This window comes from Parabacteroides sp. AF19-14, assembly GCF_003635485.1.
GTDB classification, from domain to species: domain Bacteria; phylum Bacteroidota; class Bacteroidia; order Bacteroidales; family Tannerellaceae; genus Parabacteroides; species Parabacteroides distasonis.
In genome coordinates this window covers 80,804-101,262 of the sequence record NZ_QTMJ01000019.1, presented here as the reverse complement: position 1 = coordinate 101,262, position 20,459 = coordinate 80,804, and the positions used below count along the sequence as shown (strand labels likewise).

Below are 20,459 nucleotides of genomic sequence, written 5' to 3'. Positions count from 1 at the left end.
TTGGCTTTTATAGCCAGAGAGCCGTGTCGTGAAAAAGAAGGTATTTCAATCAAAAAGATACCATTCATCGCATTAAGCTGACATCCACGATTCTTGTTTTATCCCTTTGAATTAAGTCTGTCCCCAATAAATATCGGGTGAGCGTTTATTTGATTAATATTGGTAATATATGAACGATGAATCTGCAGAAAAATATCTTGAGGCAACGATTCGTCAGCAACCACGTCACTGGCTCATAGACAAAAAACGAAACGGCAGACATCTCCGCCGTCCCGCCCAAAAGAGATAGCCTTATCTCTGTTTGTACACATGTCAAGGTTGGTTATTTACTGATATCAGGGCCTATATAAACCCTGTTTTTCATATCGTGCGTAAACATAAGACTTTTTTTCGACAAAAGAGCAGATTCCTTCTTCTTTTTGGGAATACATGTTCTAAACATGCCACACTACCTCTTGGCTACTAGCGTGAGCTTCTATTATAGAGGAACTATGAAAAAGCATTTTACATCAAAACATAAAGCTAAATCCTTTCTTCTGCGAAGCATTGAACCGTTCAATCTCCAAAGAAAGGGATTTCTTTAACTGATTAGCCATAAATATTAAGAAAGACCTGCGTATGATGCAAATTGCCTTCAGTCGTTTTAAGGATTTTCTGAAAGAACAGTAGCCATTATATGAATGTAACATCAAGCCCGAACTTATTACTAAAGATATGATGGTTCTGTTTGTAGACTATTTGCAATCCCGTAGCGTTGGCGAGGGAGCAAAAAGTATCTATCAGCGTTTCAAGAAAGTGATACGCTATGCCATCGAACACGGTGTGATACTGAAAGACCTTACATATAAGAATGTAGACTACTCAAACAAGCTATTGAAGTTTGAACAGAATAAGACCAAAGGGCATTCTTCTGCTAGTGGAGTAGTCATTCCTTTGAATGACGGTTTGGTCTCTATTATTGGTGAACCTCTTGCGGATGGCAACAAAGATGTGCTTATATTTAATCTACCATCCTATGAAAGCTGCTGTAAATCAGTGAAGCGTTGGGTGAAAAGAGCCGGAATAGACAAGCACATAAGCTAGCATTGCGGCCGTCACTCATTTGCAGTGAATATCCTTAACAATGGTGCTAATATTAAAACAGTAGCCAGTTTGCTCGGACATAGCGGGCTGAAACATACGGAGAAGTGCCATTCAAGACACGCTGTAAGCACAAGCAGCACACTTTGTAAACCTTGCACTAACTTCCCGTAACTGGCTTATGGGCTGTTATATCGTGGAATTTGAACAAAACGGAGAAGACCGTGCAGCCTATGGTGAGCAGCTTTTGAAGAAGTTGGAAAAACAACTAAATACCAAAGGACTTAACGAACGTAGATTCCGGGAGTTCAGACGTTTATATCTTGTTTATCCACAGTTGAAAGAAGAGGTTTTAGGCTATGTTATGTCGGGTTCGGGAATTCGGCGGTTGCCGACCGCCGAATTTGAAACAGAGATTCGGCGGTCAGTAACCGCCAAATTGCAAATGGTTTCAGAAATTGCAAATAATGACTGGAAATTGGCTGCTGAAAAGCTATTTAACAGATTATCTTCTACGCATTTGAATGCAATATCTGCTATTGACAATCCTATTAAACGTGCCTTTTATGAAATGGAAACGATTAGGGGATGCTGGACTGTAAAAGAACTGGAACGGCAGATTGATTCATTGTACTACGAGCGTAGTGGATTATCTAAAAACAAAGAAGCTCTTTCTGCATTAGTACAGCAACAGGCAGTTCAACTACAGCCTGCGAATGTAATAAATACTCCCTTGACCTTAGAGTTCTTAGGGTTAAATGAACGGGCATTAGTTACAGAGAATGATTTAGAGCAAGCCATCCTTGATAATTTACAAAAGTTCCTTCTGGAAATGGGACACGGCTTCTGCTTTGAAGCTCGCCAAAAACGCATACTGATAGATGAAGATTACTTCTTTGCTGACCTCGTTTTCTATCACCGCATACTGAAATGCCATGTCATAGTGGATTTAAAAATTGACAAATTCCACCATGAATATGCATCCCAACTGAATATGTATCTAAACTACTTCAAAGCAGAAGTAATGCAGCCCGATGATAATCCACCAATCGGTATTTTGCTTTGTACTGAAAAAGGAGATACTTTAGTTCGTTATGCCACAGCAGGATTAGACCCAAATATTTTTGTACAAAAGTATAAAATCCAGTTGCCCAGTGAGGAAGAAATCAAGAAATTTCTTTCAAAGGAGATAGGCTAACAACTTTCAATAAAAACAAAGGTTTAGTTCATTTTAGATATACAAGAGAAATGGACTAAACTTAATCTGTAACCTTTTCATTATAAAACCTCAAAAATTCCATTTCACCCACCTGCTTTAAAAATTTCTGATTTTCAATAAAGTCTTGTCCATACTTTAACCAACGTTTTGTAAAACCTTTGAACTTAGTACAAGGAAATAGATGACATTGGTAGCAGTGTGTTATTCCTTTCTCAACGCAACACAGGTAAAATGTTCTACATTTTTCACAGCGGGTTTTGTTTTCCTCTGCTCCCTGACAAATTTTTTCATCTCGTGTGTAGCTTGGACAACCGCCACAGAACACACCACAAGCAGGAATACGACCATGATATGGTTTTATTACAGATAAGGTTTTTGCCATCCAAAAATTAGTCAAATTCAATTTATTTGCCTGTCGTTTTTGTTCCTTCTTCACCACGTATTTTTGCTTCTCAAAGAATGGACGAGCAGTTAGACTCACTTCTGATGTGATTTGTATAATACCTTCTGTAATAGCATATCGTTCTATTTCTTCCAAAAGCATAGTTGCAATGCCTTTGCCTTGAAAGTCTGCGTGAATGAACATAGAGTGCAGATAGCCTTGCGGCGTAATGGATGAAAAACCTACAATCTGAGACAGTTGATTAACAGCCACAATAAAATAGTGAGTCTTTATCATTTCCTCTATATTGGAAAGATCATCTCCGCATGATGCCCAATCTTCAACTTCATCCTGTGAATAATCACGCCTGTTTACTACAAGCACGGTATTCTTATATAAATCTCTCAGTTCAGCACTATCAGATTGTTGCGCTATTCTGATTTTAAAGTCCATTTTCATCTTTGGTTTTGTATCTTTTCGTATGAATGAAACTCGCCATTGATAAAATAGTGCCATTCTATACGATTGATTTGGGTTGTACTCTCATAACGCATTGTTTGTTTTATCAACACATCCCGTCCATCATCCGTTGTATATTCGGCAATTACTGCCTGCACTTTTTCGCTCTCGACAATATACTGGATGTTGGGATTAAAGCAATCTAACAGAAATAAGCCTCCTGCTTTGAGATGATTTCTAACGCATCCTAACGCATTGAATAAATCTTCGTTTCTGTATAAATGGTGGATTGAATTAAATGGAATAAAGATTAGGTCGAATTTTTCTTGCAAGTCGAGCATTCTAATATCTGCTTCTATGAAATCAATCACTAATTCTGCTTCGATAGCCTTCATCTTTGCTTGTTCGAGCATTGAGGGTGTGTAATCTACTCCGCAAATGCTGTATCCATCTTTGGCAATGGGGATCGTAAGTCTGCCTGTACCACAGCACAGTTCAAGTATTTCAGCCTCCTTATTTTTCGGTAGCCACTTTTTGTAGAATTGCAAATCAGATAGAAAGGTATTTAATCCATCATATATATTTGCATCATAAATCAACTCACCAACCTTGTAACCTATATTCATTTATATTCTCCAATATTCATTGTTTCATATTTATATACCAAACTTATTTCTATTCTCTTTCGTGTCCGGATGGATATGCCATAGATTAACCTTATTTTCCTTTATTTCTGCAACCCAAATAGCATGAACATTATTTAGAACCTGATCTGATTTAACATACCCACAGGGTTTTTGGACTGACCCAAAAAATTGTCTAGCCGTGGATAGTCCTGCCGAATAATTACATACAAAAAAAGCTTGACTAATTACTCAATCAAGCTTTTCAACTTCAGTACCCAGAGCCGGGATCGAACCGGCATGGAAGTGAATCCACTGGTGTTTGAGACCAGCGCGTCTACCAATTCCGCCATCTGGGCATTTTTGATTAACCTTTTAGCTTTAGCAGTAGGTTTGTTTCTCAAATGCGTTGCAAAGGTACAGCTTTTTTTTAAACCCGCAAGCGTTTGGGTAAAAATTTTCAAATATTTTTTTCACAGTGGGAATATGTATGGGATTGTTTCGCATAGAAAGATTATTTCGTTACATTTGTAAACGTATAATCATAATAACAGCCAATATCATGAAAGATAATTATTGCGTCATCATGGGAGGCGGAATCGGTAGCCGTTTCTGGCCTTTCAGTAGAGAAAGTTACCCAAAGCAATTCCTTGATTTTTTTGGGAGCGGACGGTCTTTACTGCAAATGACATTTGATCGCTTCGCAAAAATCATCCCTACTGAAAATATATACATCGTTACCAACGAATCTTATGCGGACTTAATCAAGGAGCAGTTGCCGGAATTAGCGGAAGAACAAATCCTTTTGGAACCGGCTCGTCGCAATACAGCTCCTTGTATCGCTTATGCGGCTTATCATATTAAGGCATGCAATCCGGAAGCCAATATTGTCGTAGCCCCTTCCGACCATCTGATCTTAAAAGAGGATGTTTTCTTGAGGGACGTTCAAAAGGCGTTGGATTTCGTGAAGAGAAACCGTGCGTTGGTCACCTTGGGCATCAAGCCTAGCCGCCCGGAAACAGGATACGGATATATCCAAAGCAGTGATACGGTAGTAGATGATTTCACCAAGGTGAAGACCTTTACTGAAAAACCGAACCTCGAGTTGGCAAAGGTATTTATGGAAAGTGGAGAATTCTTCTGGAATTCTGGCTTGTTCGTCTGGAACGTGAATACGATCTTGGAAGCGTTCTCTAAATATCTCCCGGATATCAGCAGCCGTTTCGATCTAGGTAAGGATAAATTTAATACCCCGGAAGAAAAAGCGTTCATCCAAGAGAATTTCCCTTATTGCCTAAATATATCCATCGACTACGGTATCATGGAGAAAGCGCACAACGTATATATGCTATGTGTAGATTTCGGTTGGGCCGACCTCGGTAGCTGGGGATCTTTGTTCGACCTAGCGAATAAAGACGAAAATGAGAACGCAGTATTGAAAAATAACGAGGCAATGCTATACGAATGCTCCGGCAATGTGATCGCATTAAATAACCCGAAACGTCTAGCCGTTATCCAAGGGCTAAAAGATTGCATCGTGGCTGAGTCCGGAAACGTATTATTGATTTGTAAGAAGGATGACGAACAACGTATCAAACAATTCGTAGCCGACGCTAAAATCAAATACGGAAAAGAATACAACTAATTAAGAATTGAGAATTGAGAATTATCGGCAAGCGGTATTCATTCTCAATTCTCAATTTTCAACTTCTTAGCAAGATATCGTACAGGATACCACGCAGCCAAAAAGCCTATCGTTAATACCGTTACAAAGACTGTTATTATATCCACCGTGACTACACGTACTGGATAAGCCTCTATAATAAACGCTCCGGCAGCTTCCCCTAGTTTTATAAAGCCAAACTCTTGTTGTAGCAAGCAAAGTACAACCCCGATCAAGACTCCGATCAAAGCTCCAAAACCGGAGATCATCCAGCCTTCAAACAAGAAAATCCGACGGATCAGACTGTCATCAGCCCCCATATTACGCAGTGTACTCACATCCTCCTGTTTCTCGATCATCAACATGGATAAAGAACCCACCACGTTGAATAAGGCGATCGCCAATATAAAAGTAAGGATCAAGAAGGTCATCCATTTCTCGACTTGCATCATCTTGAAAGAAGCCTCTTGTTGCTCAAAACGGTCTTGCACGATATATTGATCACCTAGGATACGTTGAATCTCTTTCTTTACCGGAGCGATATCTCCGCTATCTTTCACCTTCAATTCCACCGCTGTCACTTCTTTATCATAATTAAATAAAGAACGGGCCAATGACAAAGGCACGATCATATATGAATCATCGTAAACCTGTTGGTCCGTACGAAAGACAGCACCGATATAAGCATATTCCAAATTGAAAGAAGAAGCCGGATTCGCCATGTTCACCTTCTCCTCCCGCTTCGGAGCGTAGATCTCCAGCGGAGAGACAAAGCCTGCGTTTATTCCTAGCGAGAAAGCCAATCCGATCCCCATATTCGCGTAATTCGCTACCTCGTCATTCAGAAGGAACTTTCCATCGATCAAGATACTATCGATCTGCGCCAGTTTCTCATATTGCTCGTCTACACCTTTCAAGGTAGCTACACCCTGACGATCTCGATAACGGACCAAGGCATTGTCCTGCAATACCTCACTAAAACAAACAATGCCGGGCAATTCCCTCACCTTACGTATCTCTTCCGAGGTCGGGTCGAAAACCTTCCCTTTCCGGGGCATGATCTTCAACTCCGGATCAAAATTGCTGAAGAGAGAAGATACCAAATCGTTGAAACCATTATAGACCGACAAGGCGCATACTAAGGCGATCGTGGCGACAACAACCCCGCATACCGATACCATCGATATGATATTTATGGCATTGTGCGACTTCTTCGAAAAGAGATATCGCCGGGCTATATAGAACGGAAGATTCAAGGCTCCTCTGATTACTTATGCAAAAGATTGTCGATATTCTCGATATAATCCAATGAATCGTCTATAAAGAAGCTCAATTCAGGAATCTTACGAACCTGCAAACGAATACGTTGCCCCAAATCAAAACGGATCGCTTTCGTATTGCTCCGTATAGCCTCCAATAGCTCTTGCGATTTATCCGACGGGAAAATGCTTAAATAAGCTCTCGCCACACTTAAATCCGGACTTACACGAACTACGCTGACAGAGACCAATACGCCATGCATTCCTTGCGTCTGCTTCTGAAATATATCACTCAACTCCTTCTGAAGAAGGCGTTCGATCTTTTGTAATCTAGTACTTTCCATACGCTTTATTATTTACTTTTTCCAGATCATCGTCAAGCCGTCACGTAAAGGGAGGATCACCTTCTCTACCCGATCGTCTTGCTTAACCTTTTCATTAAAAACCAGTATTCCCTTCGTTTGTTTATCGGAAGGATGCACTTCTTCTACCACTTTACCGTCCCAAAGCGTATTATCCGCGAGAATCAAGCCGCCCGGACGGACCATCGGGAATACCAAATCATAATACTCGGAATACAGGCGTTTGTCGGCATCGATAAAAACCATATCGAACGTCTCATCCAAACGGGGGATAATCTCCATCGCATCCCCAAAATGGACTTTTATCTTGTCCTTATGTAGCGAGCGGGAAAGATATTTCATGATAAAATCCTCCATCTCGTCATTGATCTCGATCGTATGGATCAATGCCCCCTCTTCCATGCCTTCCGCCATACACAAAGTGGCATAAGACGTATAAGTCCCGATCTCCAAGACTCTTCTCGGACGAATCATCCGGCAAAACATCTTCAATATCCTACCCTGCAAATGCCCGGATAGCATACGCGGACGGAGAAGGTTCACATTGGCGTCGCGATTCAACGCCGACAGCAAATCCCCTTCTTCATCTATATGAGAAAGAATATACGCATCAATCTCGCCCGTAAACATTCCTCTTACTCTTTAAAAGTAGGCAACTGATATTGCGTGCCGGCATCCAGCACCTTTCCTACGTTGTTAATCTCCAAAAAGCTGGTACCGCCACCTTCGCCGAAACTACCGCTCAAATACGCTACCATATCGTTGCGAGTGATACGTCCGCTATGGATCAGCTGGTTCAACGCATCATAGAAATATCCCCTACGACTGTCGTTGTACGGCTGATGAACCGCCCATACCCCATAAGAAAGACCCAACATACGCATCACACGAGGATTATAGCATATAGCGAACACAGTAGAGGTTCCGCGGAAAGCGGCCAGATAACGTGCCGTACGACCCGTGTAACTATCCGTGATAATCGCCTTCACATGTAATTTAGAAGAAGACTTAACAGCTTGTTTCGCCAAGAAAGAAGTTACGTCTAAATCATTCCCCTCGATCGGCACACGGATATCATTCGCGGAAAGCTTAGTCTTCTCGGCTTCACGAGCCACTTTCGTCATGGTCTGTACCGCCTCGATCGGATATTTTCCATAAGCCGTCTCACCGCTTAACATCAAAGCATCCGTACGATAATAAATAGCGTTGGCGATATCCGTAACCTCGGCACGAGTAGGACGAGGATTATTAATCATGGAATGAAGCATTTGCGTAGCCACGATAACCGGCTTCTTCACCTCCACGCATTTACGGATCAGCATACGCTGGATACCCGGGATCTTCTCGGCCGGAACCTCGATACCCAAGTCACCACGAGCGATCATGACGCCATAAGCCACTTCCAAAATCTCCTCGATATTGTCTACACCCTCTTGATTCTCTATCTTAGCGATAATCTTGATAGGGCTGTTACGCTCGTCCAAGATACGTTGGATATCCAATACGTCCTGTTTGTTGCGAACAAATGAGTGAGCGATAAAATCGAGATCATGATCGATCGCCCAAAGGATATTATTACGGTCTTTCTCAGTCAACGAAGGCAAATTGATACGTACGCCCGGCACATTCACGCTCTTGCGGCTACCTAGCGTAGCGTCATTCTGGATCTCGCAAAGCAAACAATCGCCGGATTTCCCGGTAACCTTCATTTCCAGATCACCATCATCGATAAGGATGTCGCTGCCAATCGCCAAGTCGTTCACGAAATTCTTATATGACACACAAATACAATCATGCGAAGTTTCCTGATCGGGATTACCGATTACCTTCACGATCTCTCCAGTCTTGAAAGGGATCGGTTCCTTGTTTACCGTCGTCGTGGTACGTACTTCCGGCCCCTTTGTATCCATCAAGATACCGATACGGTCGGATACGGTACGGACGTTATTTACCACACGGGTCAACCCCTCTTCCATCATGTGAGCCGTATTCAGGCGCACCACATTCATTCCCGCTTTATATAACGCCTCAACGAACGCAACGTCGCAGCGCTGGTCGGAAACTGTAGCAACAATCTTCGTATGCTTTAACATATACCTTAAATTATTATAACCTAATTATTAATTCTATTTGATAACCTTCTAAACCTTCTATCACATAAACGATTCGATCGCCAACCGATACGAATCCAGCCCAAACCCAAGAATCACTCCCCTGCATGCCGCCGATATCATCGACACATGACGAAACGATTCACGGGCATGCACATTCGAGATATGCACTTCCACGACTGGCGTAGTAACCGCCTTGATAGCATCGTGCAACGCAATGGAAGTATGCGTATAAGCGCCGGCGTTCAACACGATACCGTCATATTCAAAACCCACCTCATGGATCTTGTTAATTATCTCTCCTTCCACATTACTTTGATAATAAGATATCTCACACTGAGGAAAGCGGGCACGTAACTCGCTCAAATAGTCCTCGAACGAGGCATTTCCGTATACTGTCGGTTCTCGCTTGCCCAACAGATTCAAATTAGGGCCATTGATGATCTGAATCTTCTTCATTCTTATTGTAAGTTTATTACCTTTGTACCGCCCGTTGAGGCCGGAATTATCCGGCAAAGGTAAGGATTTTATTTGACACATTCATAACGACATACCGACAATGCGACAAGGAAAAGATATAATAAACCGATATAACACCTATTTACGATTAGAAAAATCGCTCTCAGCCAACTCCATCGACGCCTATTTGACAGATCTTGACAAATTGCTACGTTTCGCAGAGGATGAGAAAAAGGACGTTAAGGAGATCAGCTACGACGACTTGCAACAGTTCATCGCCCAATTACGTGACATCGGTATCCATCCCCGATCGCAAGCACGCATCATCTCTGGTATCAAATCGTTCTATCGTTTCTTATTGCTTGACAATTATATAACAAATGATCCGACCGAATTGTTAGAGTCTCCCAAGATCGGATTGAAGCTGCCGGAAGTATTAACCGTCAATGAGATAAATAGCATTCTCGACACGATAGACCTCACGCTTCCCGAGGGACAGCGGAACCGTGCGATGCTGGAGGTTTTATATAGTTGTGGACTGCGCGTATCGGAGCTTACTGGCCTGCGTTATTCGGATATATATCCCAAGGAAGGTTTCATCCGGGTAGAGGGTAAAGGAAGCAAACAACGGCTTGTTCCTATCTCCGAAGTTGCTTTGCGGGAAATTAAAAACTATCTGTATGACCGGAATTCGGTCGTGGTTAAAAAAGGCTTCGAGGATATTTTATTTCTAAGCCGGCGAGGAACGGCCCTCTCCCGTATCATGGTATTTCATATCATCAAGCAACAGACGGAGGCCGCCGGTATCCATAAAAACGTAAGTCCCCATACCTTCCGTCATTCTTTCGCCACCCACTTGCTGGAAGGCGGCGCCAACTTACGCGCTATCCAAGAGATGCTGGGGCATGAGAAAATCACCACCACCGAGATATATACACATATCGACCGGGGATTCCTTCGCAAAGAGATACTGGAACATCATCCGAGGAGCAGGCCAAGAACTTAAAAAGAACCGATCCTGCTCCGCTAGCAAAGCCCCAAGGATGTCATAGATTATTTATTTCCTCCTCTGACAAACCAGTATAACGTACGACCATTTCCATCGAAAGCCCATCAGACCGCATACGCCGAGCTGTTTCTAGACGTTCTTCCACACGGCCTTCTTCTCGACCTTCTATTAGTCCTTCTTCTCTGCCTTCTGCTAATCCTTCTGCTAATCCTTCTTCCAGTCCTTCAAACTTAGCAGTGTTCAACACGTCATTCTGGATCATAATCGCATTCAGATGTTCGTCATAAGCATAACGTTCCTCGGGAGACATTGAGTAATAGCGTAATTTCTCTCGTGCCTCTTTCAAGCCAGGGGCTGTCGTTTCGGAAGTTATGATCGCATCTTTCAAGTATCGCACCCATTCCTCCAAGGGGGTCACGGCCACCTTATCAAACTCATTCACCCGGACCAATATATACTCCGGAAAGATCTCCGAGGGAAGACGCTTGACGATCGCACCCCTCTCCTTGGTATTTACCTGTAAATGATCATGGGTATGCACGCCGACAAATTGGTTCTGCCCGTGATACAGATAATCGGTTCCTACGCCTATATCAAAATAAAGGATACTGATGGAATAGACCTTTTTCACCCCGGAATAATCCTGTCCCAAATGAAGATGCTCGGTGACGGCCTTCGCCACGCCATAAAGCACACGTTCCAAATAATAAAGCTCGCGGGTATTCTGGATCTCGATAAGGATGATATCTCCCTTTGTGTTCTTAGCCTTGATATCCACCCGATTGAATTTATCATCGGCCATTTGCTGGTTTCCCTCACTCTCCAATATCTCCTCAATCTTGATCTGCTCGCCCAAGAACACGGTAAGAAAGCCTTCTAGCACCCCGAAATTCGCTTTTTGCCGGAGTAGGCGTTTGATGGCCCAGTCGAAACGGATATATCGATCTTGTAATTCCTTCATATACTTCTCCTCTTTTTCTGTTTTCTTTTCCATAGTCATATCATGTTTTAGTTACCCCACTATTGGGTGGCTTCAAATGTACATAAAAAGATCTGGAATACAAGCCTATCCCATCTAAAAAGAAATGTCCTTCTTTTTGGATCCGTAAGTGAATAGCCAACGAACGGGATCGTAAGCGGTCGCAAATGGGTATTCGTATACCGTTATTACTCTATTTTAATCTCATATTTTATCGATTTAAACTATTTACTTAAAGACAAAAAACATGGATGTGGACAAATGATCACACATCCATATCTAATTATCAACAAATTAAAAGCTATCAGGTTCTCCTAAAATGAACAAATGTAAATACAGCTCAATTCTTAGAAATGAGGATTCTGTACCAAATGGCCATCCGACTTATCAATCTCCGACTGAGGAATCGGCAAGTATTTCTTTGTATCATCCCAGCCTTTGATAAAATCTTTTGCTTGGTTCGTACGTACTAAATCCCAATAACGAATACCTTCCATCGCAAACTCATAACGGCGTTCCTTATAGATATTATCCAATGAAACCGCCGGAACCTTATAATCATCCCCCATCGCACGTTTAACGACTCTCGCATAATAATCCTGTGCCTCGCCTACGCTACCTCCACTTCTCAACAAAGCTTCCGATGCCATCAATAATACGTCGGAGAAACGAATTACACGGTAATTGTTCTTATAATTCAGCGCTTCCGTGCCAACCGTAGAAGAATACCCCGCACGAGGATGATATTTGCGTACGCTATATCCTGTATATTGATTCACATCCGAGCTAACCGTCCCGCCTTCCGCTCTAAACTCCTCATGATCTATGATTGTTGTCCACTTTCTAGGATCATTTGATAAAAACGCATCATTCAATGCTTTTGTTACAGGCGCAAAACCCCAACCTTCCACATATACATTATTAGGATCTTTCAAACCTCTGGCTCCTAGCATTATTATATCGGAGTTACCTTGATTAGCCTTGCCTGCCCAATCATTCGAGTTCCCGATTTCCGTATAATTGACTTCAAAAACAGATTCTTTGCACCATTCATACTCATCATCAAAAAGAACTTTATAATCCGGGATCAAATCATATTGATAGGCAGGATCGGTAATTAGTTCTTTCAATTGGCTGGCGATCTCCTTCATTTTAGTATCATCATTCTGATATAGAACGATACGTGCTTTCATCGCGATAGCGGCACCATTCGTAGCTCGTCCTTTCTCATTAGCCGGGACTATCTTAGGTAACTTCCCAATAACATTATTATCTAAATCCTCGATTAATTTCGCATAGACCTCATCCGGCTGTAACTGAGGGACAGTTGTTATATCATCCAACCCCAAATTCGTCTCGTAATACGGTATGTATCCAAAGAAACGCCACAACTGGAAATAATAAAATACACGCAAGAAATGAGCCTCAGCCACATAACGATCACGAAGCTCCTCCGACATCGTCCCCTCCGGAAGAAGAGGGCATTTCTCTATCACGATATTCGCACGGTTCACACCCTCATACGAACGCCCCCATAAACCCTCGGGTAAGTTTGTCGGTGTCACCCAATTGGTAAAATCATTCACTCGCTGCAACTGCGGTTGATCCGAGACCGTCGATCCACCGGTCTCCGCATCATCCGACATGATATTACTTACCAGTTCATAAGAGCTATACGCATTATAAGCGTTCCATTTCAACGGGTCATAGGCAGCGACCAATGCCTCGGTCAAATCCTCCTGTGTCTTGTAATAATCCGTTTCGATAACCTTATTCGTCGGAGACAACTCTAAAAAATCATTGCAGCCACTTAGTCCGAATACAACGGCTAGCAGATAAATATATTTATTCATAACACTAATTTTAATGATTAAAATGTCAAATTCAATCCAAATGTATAAACCCGGGCTTGAGGATATACACCCTTATCTATACCCATTGTCGAACCGATTTCCGGATCCATTCCCTTGTATCCCGTAATAGTCAACAAATTATCGAACGACGCATAAAACCTCAAGCGTTGTATATAAGCTTTTCGGGTCAACTGGGCCGGCAGCGTATAACCTACCTGTAAATTACGTAAGCGCAAGAAAGAAGCATCGTGAACCAACAAAGTAGACGGACGGAAGTTCTTAGGCGTATCACCCAAGACAATCCTTGGCATCGAATTGGAGGTGCCCGGTCCTGTCCATCTTTCCAAAGCATCCGACGTATAATTGACCGCCGCCAGCTCATAACGGCGTAACGCATCGAAAACATCCGCCCCGAAAGAACCTTGGAAAAAGGCACTTAAATCAAAGCCATTCCAATCAGCCGCAACAGTAAGTCCAACTATCCAATCCGGATTAGGTTTGCCTATCATCGTACGGTCCTCGTTATCATCGCTGATCACACCGTCTCCATTCAAATCCTCAAATTTCGTATCACCGGGTACCGCATTCGGTTGTATAGGCTTACCGGTAGCAGGACTGATATAGCTATCGATCTCCTCTTGTGTCTGGAAAACCCCAATTGCCTTGTATCCGAAGAAATAACCGATTGGATAACCATTTTCGTTCCTTGATACCGTACCTAAAGTTGGTAAACTCTCTTTATCAATATATCCCGTCTGATTTCCCAGATTCTTGATCTCATTCTTCACATAAGAAGCATTCGCCAAGAAAGATAGATTCACTTTATCTACACTTAATTTATAACCGACTTCAAGCTCGATACCTTGGTTTGTCAATGTCCCGACATTCGATAAAGGCGAGCCACTTCCCACATATAGGGGTATCGGACGCTCCATCAACATGTCTTTTGTATCTTTCTTGAACCAATCAAAACTAAAAGAAAGGGAGTTATTAAAGAAGCGAGAATCAAATCCAAAGTCCAATTGCTCCGATGTTTCCCAACGCAAATCAGGATTAGCCAAAGAAGTAGGCTTTGTTCCGCTATGAATGACACCGTTCGAGCTTGCCCCGAAACTATAGTTATTTCCTCCGGTCATTGTCGTAGTATATCCAAACGATCCGATTTTCTCATTTCCGTTCTGTCCCCAGCTTCCGCGCACTTTCAAGAAGTCGAACCATCCCGGTTTATTTTCCATGAAAGGCTCGTTAGTCAACGTCCAGCCCGCAGAGACGGACGGGAAATAGGCATATTGATTATTCCGGCCGAAGTTAGAGGAACCGTCCCGACGAAGGGTTAACTCAAGCATATACCTTTCGTCATAATTATAGTTCAATCGTCCGAAAACGGAGGCCATCCGATGCTCCGTCGCCCCACCTTCCGAATGCTGATCGCCGGGAGAGGCACTATTGGTGAAATCGATCCACGCTTTATGATCATCTTCCGCTCGTAAGTTCAAGGCCGTTCCCTTTACCTTTTTACTATCATACCGTTCCATAGAGGTTCCCAGTAAAACCGCGAAATTATGTTTATCGATCGAACGTTTATAACTCAACGTATTCTCCCAAAGAAGTTTCATGCCACGATTCATCGTTTGCTCCACCCTCGATTTCTCATTCTTGACCATATAACACAAATAACTAACAGGGAACCAATTCCTTTCGCCCCAAAAAGCCATATCCGTAGAGAGAGAGGTCTTAAACGTAAGATTCTCGAATACTTCCAATTCACCCCAAACAGATCCTACAAATTTATCCCAGTCCTTGTTATTGTTTAAGGTCTGCATCATAGCGACCGGATTCACGATCTCTTGATTTTCGATCACGTTATAAATACGGCCTTCGTCATCCTTGACATAACCGGGATAATTTTTTTCGTAATAAGCGAGATCTTCCGCCGAAGGATTCTCCAGATAGACCGATTCGTTCGGTGGAGTCATCACCGCACTTGCCAGCGGGCCGGAGAAGTTGTCATTCTCCGAAATACCTTTGGATATGATCCGTGTATATCCTAGGTTCGTACCGACCTTGAAACTACGGAAGAATTTATTCGTCTTATTCTCAAACACATTATAGGTATTGTTGAAACGTAAGCTATATCGTTTATAATCCGACTTATCTTTTCCTCCAACAATTCCTTCTTGATCTAAATAACCAAAAGAAAGGAAATAGCTTCCCTTATCACCACCACCACTGATGCTCGCTTGATGATTCATGATCGGGGCATTCTCGTTATAAATCTCATTCTGCCAGTTCGTCCCTACACCAGCTTTCGAAGGATCATCGTAAATAGGGTCCATCCCGGCATTCACGTAAGCCTCATTCATTATTGTCTCATATTCGGTGGCATTCAAGACCGACATTTTTCGCCAAGGATTTTGCCAACCGATGGAGAAATCATAGTTGACAACCGCTTTTCCTTTTTTCCCGCTCTTTGTCGTAACCAGAATAACACCATTAGCCGCACGTGAACCGTAGATAGCGGCTGAAGCGGCATCTTTTAAGACCTCGATAGACTGTATATCCTGCGGATTCAGATAATCGACACCTCCTTCAAGTGGCATTCCGTCCACAATATACAAAGGGTTACTATCATTGATAGTTCCTGTACCACGGATACGGACTCTCGACTCGGCTCCCGGTTGTCCGGAATTCTGCATAATGCTTACTCCCGAGACTTTTCCTCGTAACACATCCTCTACCCGGGTCGGCGTCAGCTTCTCCAAGTCATCGGAGGTGACACGACTGATGGCCGCTGTCATCACGCTCTTCTTCTGAACGCCATAACCAACCACTACCACCTCATCCAAGGCTTGCGTGTCCTCTTTCAAGACAATCTGTAAATCAGTCTGCGTACCGACCTTAACCGTATGGGAGAGATAGCCTATAAACGAGATTTCCAATATATCGCCATTTTTCACATCTAGCGTAAATACGCCATTCATGTCAGAGATCGTACCGGTAGTAGTTCCTTTTACGGAAATACTCGCACCGATAACCGGAGTTCCATTTGTATCCAAGATCGTTCCTCTCAATTTTCTTGTCGCTTGAGAAACTTCCATCGGATTTACATCAGGATGGGAAAGGCCGCTTGCCTCCAGATTGCCATTTAAGGAAGCGAGCAATAATGACCCGACACATATCCAACGCCATCGCTGATCCTTACTTTTCTTTTTCATAAACTATTTGAATTTAAAGGTTTAAACAATATTCCTAACATTACTTTTTGGTTATTCGGACTCTGAGTATTTTCAAAAAGGGGTAGCATTCCCCTCGACAGCACTCACGAGGAGTGCCGCCGTAGGAAATCAGATATAAAAGCTAACCTAACTAATTTAGTGTATACTCGAAGTAATCCTTGAAAGAGGTTACCGCATCGCCTACTTTTAGGTAACGGCGACTAAGCACTGGTTTCGAAGCCCCCTCCTCATGATACTCGGCTATCAAAAGATAACCTCCTGCTTTTGAGGGCAATTTCAGAAGGCAAGGCTGAAGCCGCTTGCCAAAAGGTTCAATCACAATAGACTCTTCTTGTGTCGAAATAATAGTTCCTTTCTCGTCTAGTAGTTTCAAGAGAACTTTTCCAGACGACTCCTTATTCAAGTCGTTCACCCCTACCAAGTTGAATACTAAATCACTACCCGGTTTCAAAGGTTCGAGATGTTTGGTATAACGACGATCCGCTAAATCGATAAAGACTGCCGAAGGGGCGAAACAATGCTTGAACCAGCGGAAAGCCGGTGAAGGTTCCAAATCCTTGATATCATTGATGAACCAATCTCCCGTGAAACCATAATTATTTGTCAAATGACAAAAAGCCAAGATTCCGCCTACCGAACGTTCCGAACGCAGCCATTCCGTCTCAAGTTCCAACCAATATGCCTGCAATTCACGACATTGTTCCGGAGTGGCATTCTCGCCAAGATAGTAATTGTAATTGTTAAGTGTCAATTTCGAGGGCCGTCCATCACGCCATAACCAAATCCATCCGTACTCATTCACCAACTGAGGAACGCCCGCATCTAGTATAGAAGAGAAACCTACCCAATTCTCATGCAATGCACCTAAGTTATAGGGATTGTTTTTGAAGTAGTCGTTCAGTTCGCTGGAATGCATCAACGTAAGCGCACGATAAGGGTGTGGCTCATCCATCTCATCGTTCGTCCCCATCTGATCTGATGTCATGTAACCGGCATCCCAGATCCGGGTCGGGTCTAATTCCTTTAGTTCGGGAATCAGCGTATTTCCTATATAACTGTCCCAGTTCTCATTGATCGCATCCCAGATCACGATACTGGGATGATTCCCATCGCTCCATACCCAATTCGTATACTCCTTACGTACCTGTTCATCCCATCCATGATTTTGCCAATATAGCCACTCATTCTGTAATACGATACCATACTCGTCGCAAAGGTCATACCAGAAGTCAGGTACAATTCCTACACATATTCGCATAGCGTTCCAATCGATTGACTTTGGCAGGTCTACCATCAGTTTCTTCACCCATTCCCGATCCCAAGCCAACGCTTGACAATCCGGGTCCTCAAAGAAACGTTGAAGCGTGATATTGGAGCCTCGTAAGTAGAATTTATCCCCATTAAGCGTAAAGAATTTGCCTTTTCTCGAAAAATCACGCATACCGAAGTTCACGGAATAACGATCTACAAGCTCATTTTGGTCATACACCGAGACCTCGCCTTCGTACAAGAAAGGGGAATCAGGAGTCCAAGCCTTCGGATTATCCAAAGAGATACTCGTTTCGAAATAAGTCCTATTATCCCGCTTAGCCTCACCTTCAATCATTTTCTTTCCTACTATCCTCCCTGTAGTCTTCTCCTTGACACAGTACTCAATCTTACAAGAATCCTTCATTTTATCCCCATACAACATTTGGGGTGGATACAAACTTCTCACCAAGGTCTTAACTGTCACCAATCCTTTAGCCAGAGAAGGCAGGAACAAAACTTTATCGACCCGCATCTTTCCAGTAGCCGTAATGAACACGTCATCCCAGATTCCGGGTAGGTAATGGACTTTCTCCTTATCCGTTCCGCCGGCGGCCTCGCTAGGCAACCACGCCCGGTCGCCCACCTGAATCAATATCTCATTGTCCGAGCCATATTTTACGGCACTCGTAATATTAAAATCCATTGGAGTATAGCATTCCATAGAAGCCCCCACTTCATGCCCATTCACGAAGACTCGTGTAACGTATTGGCTTTTCTTTATCGTAAGGAATAATTGCTCATCCTTGAATTTCTCGTCGATAAATACTTTCCGCTTATACCAATTATACATCGGCGTATAATCTCTCTCTAAGAAATTAAACTGTTCCACCAGCTCCACGCCGTCAGGTTTCTTAAAGAATTTCTCGTATTGAGAGATTTTAGGCCTCGCTAAATGCACCAATCCCGGAACCGGTATCTTACGGGTATATTTCCGTGGAGGAAAAGCCAGTTCCGTTTGATCGAAATCCCATTCCCCATTTAATGAGATCGTTGTCCTCCCATCATCGGCCCAAGCGAATACAGATAGGAAACAACACATAATTAAAATTATTCTTTTCATGACATCCGATTTATTTAACTCTTTCACGAAGGCAAGTTACAATTATTAAAGACATAAACTTTATAGAAATTTACCTCCTGCTTTTAGAATCTTATCAAAATATAAGAATGATCGTAATACATACCATCCCAAGATTAAAGTCGTTTCAACAATTTGGCCGCTACCTCATTATTCTTCATGAGAGACGCATCAATCGGAGAAGAACGGATGATGGAAGTCAAGCGTTTATGCCATTCCACATCCCGCCACATCCCAACAAACTGAGGTCCGCAAAAATTACTGGTCGCTACACCGACCCACATACCCGTACGGGCAGCCGTAATAGCTCCTAACTCGCAAAGATCCTTTATCCAATCCCATTTCAATAAAGGCCAATCCTTATAATCCACCAATCCCCAACATTCTGTCGTAACGAGAGGACGGCGATTCTTCCGGGCCACGGAAGCCATAAGCTCGATCTTATCAGTCAACAATTTCTGCCAATATTCAGGTCTTTCCCGATAAACCCGTTCCGCGTTTTTCACCACATTCTTATAATCATCCGGTGAAAAACGATTGTAGCCATATCCCACCAGCTTATAAAATTCTCCACCATTCTGTTGGGCCATCCAAATATGATGCTCATACAAATCAAGAAAAGAGCAATCCACCTCTTCATATTTCTTGACATCCCCATGATCAAAAGAATATAAGAATGGCATATCCGGATATACTTGTCGCATCTTCTCCAACGAGGTTTTCATCCATCGTAAGGATTCCTCCTTATACCAATTCCCCCAACCGACATTCGGATATGTCTTAGCGAAAAAAGGAGCCCACGAATCACCGGGCCACTCATTGCAAAGATCTACATAAAGGATCGTATCCAATAACCCATCCTCCTCGATCGAACGAAGGGTTGTCAGCCAGCAATCCGCCAATTTCTCCGGTGTATCCAATTTCAGGCAAACCTCATCCACATCGAGACGATACCAAGAAGAAAGCCCGACCTTAATATCCCGCTCCTTACATTTCGACAAGAACAAGTTCAAATTCGGTTGAACTTGTACCTCATTCATATCCGGGCTTCCCCAATCTTGCTGATTCCAAACTTCTTTAAGTAACCATTTCTTCATTGGATTCTCCGCTATTAAATGAGGATAAGCATCAATACGTATCGCATTATACCCCCGTTCCGAGAGCTCGTCCAATACTTGGTCCCAGTCCTCATAACCGGCTCCGGCCCAACGCCTCTCCAACCAAGAAAAATCCCACATGGTGATTGCCCGGGGCGAGATTTCTCCTTTCCCGGCAAAAGCCATTTCACTTTTAGCTGATGCCTTTGATAAATCAAAAGCCACTAAGCCGCCTAATGCCGCAACTGCTGTTTGTCTAATAAATACTCTTCTATCCAT

The 20,459-nt window shown here is 42.9% G+C and carries 15 protein-coding genes, 1 tRNA gene and 2 pseudogenes; 4 read left to right on the top strand and 14 right to left on the bottom strand.

Annotation, left to right across the window (positions count from 1 at the left end; translation table 11 throughout):
- Window positions 1-98 precede the first annotated feature (98 nt).
- Window positions 99-224, bottom strand: coding sequence for a LytTR family transcriptional regulator DNA-binding domain-containing protein (locus DWX33_RS23180; protein WP_122144066.1), 126 nt, complete (start codon window positions 222-224; stop codon window positions 99-101).
- 379 nt (window positions 225-603) lie between these two features.
- Here DWX33_RS23180 and DWX33_RS17100 point away from each other — a divergent pair.
- Window positions 604-1,188: pseudogene (locus tag DWX33_RS17100) on the top strand (tyrosine-type recombinase/integrase); the annotation flags it as partial.
- Between the two features lie 73 nt (window positions 1,189-1,261).
- Window positions 1,262-2,278: a PDDEXK nuclease domain-containing protein gene (locus DWX33_RS17095; protein WP_122380738.1), complete on the top strand. Its 1,017-nt coding sequence runs from the start codon at window positions 1,262-1,264 to the stop codon at window positions 2,276-2,278.
- 61 nt (window positions 2,279-2,339) lie between these two features.
- On the opposite strand, the gene DWX33_RS17090 is transcribed toward DWX33_RS17095, so the two are convergent.
- From DWX33_RS17090 to DWX33_RS17080, 3 genes and pseudogenes are all read right to left on the bottom strand, one after another.
- The gene (locus DWX33_RS17090) at window positions 2,340-3,140 is read right to left on the bottom strand and encodes a GNAT family N-acetyltransferase (protein ID WP_087880423.1); all 801 of its coding nucleotides are present in this window, start codon (window positions 3,138-3,140) and stop codon (window positions 2,340-2,342) included.
- A gap of 11 nt (window positions 3,141-3,151) precedes the next feature.
- A pseudogene (locus tag DWX33_RS17085) lies at window positions 3,152-3,766 on the bottom strand (class I SAM-dependent methyltransferase); the annotation flags it as partial.
- Window positions 3,767-4,038: 272 nt separating this feature from the next.
- Window positions 4,039-4,122 (bottom strand) — tRNA-Leu (locus DWX33_RS17080).
- A gap of 203 nt (window positions 4,123-4,325) precedes the next feature.
- Here DWX33_RS17080 and DWX33_RS17075 point away from each other — a divergent pair.
- Entirely contained in the window at window positions 4,326-5,408 is a 1,083-nt protein-coding gene (locus DWX33_RS17075; protein WP_009016577.1) for a mannose-1-phosphate guanylyltransferase, read from the top strand.
- A gap of 44 nt (window positions 5,409-5,452) precedes the next feature.
- Here the strand turns inward: DWX33_RS17075 and DWX33_RS17070 are convergent, their stop codons facing one another.
- From DWX33_RS17070 to aroQ, 5 genes are read right to left on the bottom strand one after another with little or no spacing between them, the layout of a single operon-like run.
- Window positions 5,453-6,682, bottom strand: a complete 1,230-nt coding sequence (locus DWX33_RS17070) for an FtsX-like permease family protein (protein ID WP_008778805.1) — start codon at window positions 6,680-6,682, stop codon at window positions 5,453-5,455.
- An 11-nt stretch (window positions 6,683-6,693) separates the two neighbouring features.
- Window positions 6,694-7,029 (bottom strand): 30S ribosome-binding factor RbfA, encoded by a 336-nt coding sequence (gene rbfA / locus DWX33_RS17065; protein ID WP_005859883.1) that lies wholly within the window; start codon window positions 7,027-7,029, stop codon window positions 6,694-6,696.
- A 12-nt stretch (window positions 7,030-7,041) separates the two neighbouring features.
- A complete protein-coding gene (locus DWX33_RS17060; RefSeq protein WP_005859885.1) occupies window positions 7,042-7,677 on the bottom strand; it encodes an O-methyltransferase in 636 nt (211 codons plus the stop codon).
- Between the two features lie 5 nt (window positions 7,678-7,682).
- Window positions 7,683-9,140 (bottom strand): pyruvate kinase, encoded by a 1,458-nt coding sequence (pyk, locus tag DWX33_RS17055; RefSeq protein WP_005859887.1) that lies wholly within the window; start codon window positions 9,138-9,140, stop codon window positions 7,683-7,685.
- A 60-nt stretch (window positions 9,141-9,200) separates the two neighbouring features.
- Window positions 9,201-9,617 (bottom strand): type II 3-dehydroquinate dehydratase, encoded by a 417-nt coding sequence (gene aroQ / locus DWX33_RS17050; RefSeq protein WP_005859889.1) that lies wholly within the window; start codon window positions 9,615-9,617, stop codon window positions 9,201-9,203.
- Window positions 9,618-9,717: 100 nt separating this feature from the next.
- On the opposite strand from aroQ, the gene xerD reads away from it, so the two are divergent.
- A complete protein-coding gene (gene xerD / locus DWX33_RS17045; RefSeq protein ID WP_122380737.1) occupies window positions 9,718-10,623 on the top strand; it encodes a site-specific tyrosine recombinase XerD in 906 nt (301 codons plus the stop codon).
- A gap of 40 nt (window positions 10,624-10,663) precedes the next feature.
- Here xerD and DWX33_RS17040 read toward each other — a convergent pair whose 3' ends face one another.
- The 5 genes from DWX33_RS17040 to DWX33_RS17020 form a co-directional block, all read right to left on the bottom strand.
- Window positions 10,664-11,620, bottom strand: coding sequence for an Rpn family recombination-promoting nuclease/putative transposase (locus DWX33_RS17040; protein ID WP_122380736.1), 957 nt, complete (start codon window positions 11,618-11,620; stop codon window positions 10,664-10,666).
- Window positions 11,621-11,952: 332 nt separating this feature from the next.
- Window positions 11,953-13,458: a RagB/SusD family nutrient uptake outer membrane protein gene (locus DWX33_RS17035; RefSeq protein WP_121962426.1), complete on the bottom strand. Its 1,506-nt coding sequence runs from the start codon at window positions 13,456-13,458 to the stop codon at window positions 11,953-11,955.
- Window positions 13,459-13,475: 17 nt separating this feature from the next.
- On the bottom strand, window positions 13,476-16,673 hold the full coding sequence (locus DWX33_RS17030; RefSeq protein WP_122380735.1) for a TonB-dependent receptor: 3,198 nt from the start codon (window positions 16,671-16,673) through the stop codon (window positions 13,476-13,478).
- Between the two features lie 151 nt (window positions 16,674-16,824).
- Window positions 16,825-19,065 carry a glycoside hydrolase family 2 protein gene (locus tag DWX33_RS17025; RefSeq protein ID WP_122380734.1) on the bottom strand — a complete coding sequence of 747 codons (2,241 nt, stop codon included), beginning with the start codon at window positions 19,063-19,065 and terminating at the stop codon, window positions 16,825-16,827.
- Window positions 19,066-19,199: 134 nt separating this feature from the next.
- On the bottom strand, window positions 19,200-20,459 hold the full coding sequence (locus tag DWX33_RS17020; protein ID WP_122380733.1) for a cellulase-like family protein: 1,260 nt from the start codon (window positions 20,457-20,459) through the stop codon (window positions 19,200-19,202).

What these genes read in the sequence shown, in the direction of transcription:
- DWX33_RS17095 (WP_122380738.1), top strand. Translation starts at nt 1,262, where the DNA reads ATGGGCTGTTATATCGTGGAATTTGAACAAAACGGAGAAGACCGTGCA.
- DWX33_RS17090 (WP_087880423.1), bottom strand. Translation starts at nt 3,140, where the DNA reads ATGAAAATGGACTTTAAAATCAGAATAGCGCAACAATCTGATAGTGCT.
- DWX33_RS17075 (WP_009016577.1), top strand. Translation starts at nt 4,326, where the DNA reads ATGAAAGATAATTATTGCGTCATCATGGGAGGCGGAATCGGTAGCCGT.
- rbfA (WP_005859883.1), bottom strand. Translation starts at nt 7,029, where the DNA reads ATGGAAAGTACTAGATTACAAAAGATCGAACGCCTTCTTCAGAAGGAG.
- DWX33_RS17060 (WP_005859885.1), bottom strand. Translation starts at nt 7,677, where the DNA reads ATGTTTACGGGCGAGATTGATGCGTATATTCTTTCTCATATAGATGAA.
- pyk (WP_005859887.1), bottom strand. Translation starts at nt 9,140, where the DNA reads ATGTTAAAGCATACGAAGATTGTTGCTACAGTTTCCGACCAGCGCTGC.
- aroQ (WP_005859889.1), bottom strand. Translation starts at nt 9,617, where the DNA reads ATGAAGAAGATTCAGATCATCAATGGCCCTAATTTGAATCTGTTGGGC.
- xerD (WP_122380737.1), top strand. Translation starts at nt 9,718, where the DNA reads ATGCGACAAGGAAAAGATATAATAAACCGATATAACACCTATTTACGA.
- DWX33_RS17040 (WP_122380736.1), bottom strand. Translation starts at nt 11,620, where the DNA reads ATGGAAAAGAAAACAGAAAAAGAGGAGAAGTATATGAAGGAATTACAA.
- DWX33_RS17035 (WP_121962426.1), bottom strand. Translation starts at nt 13,458, where the DNA reads ATGAATAAATATATTTATCTGCTAGCCGTTGTATTCGGACTAAGTGGC.
- DWX33_RS17030 (WP_122380735.1), bottom strand. Translation starts at nt 16,673, where the DNA reads ATGAAAAAGAAAAGTAAGGATCAGCGATGGCGTTGGATATGTGTCGGG.
- DWX33_RS17025 (WP_122380734.1), bottom strand. Translation starts at nt 19,065, where the DNA reads ATGAAAAGAATAATTTTAATTATGTGTTGTTTCCTATCTGTATTCGCT.
- DWX33_RS17020 (WP_122380733.1), bottom strand. Translation starts at nt 20,459, where the DNA reads ATGGATAGAAGAGTATTTATTAGACAAACAGCAGTTGCGGCATTAGGC.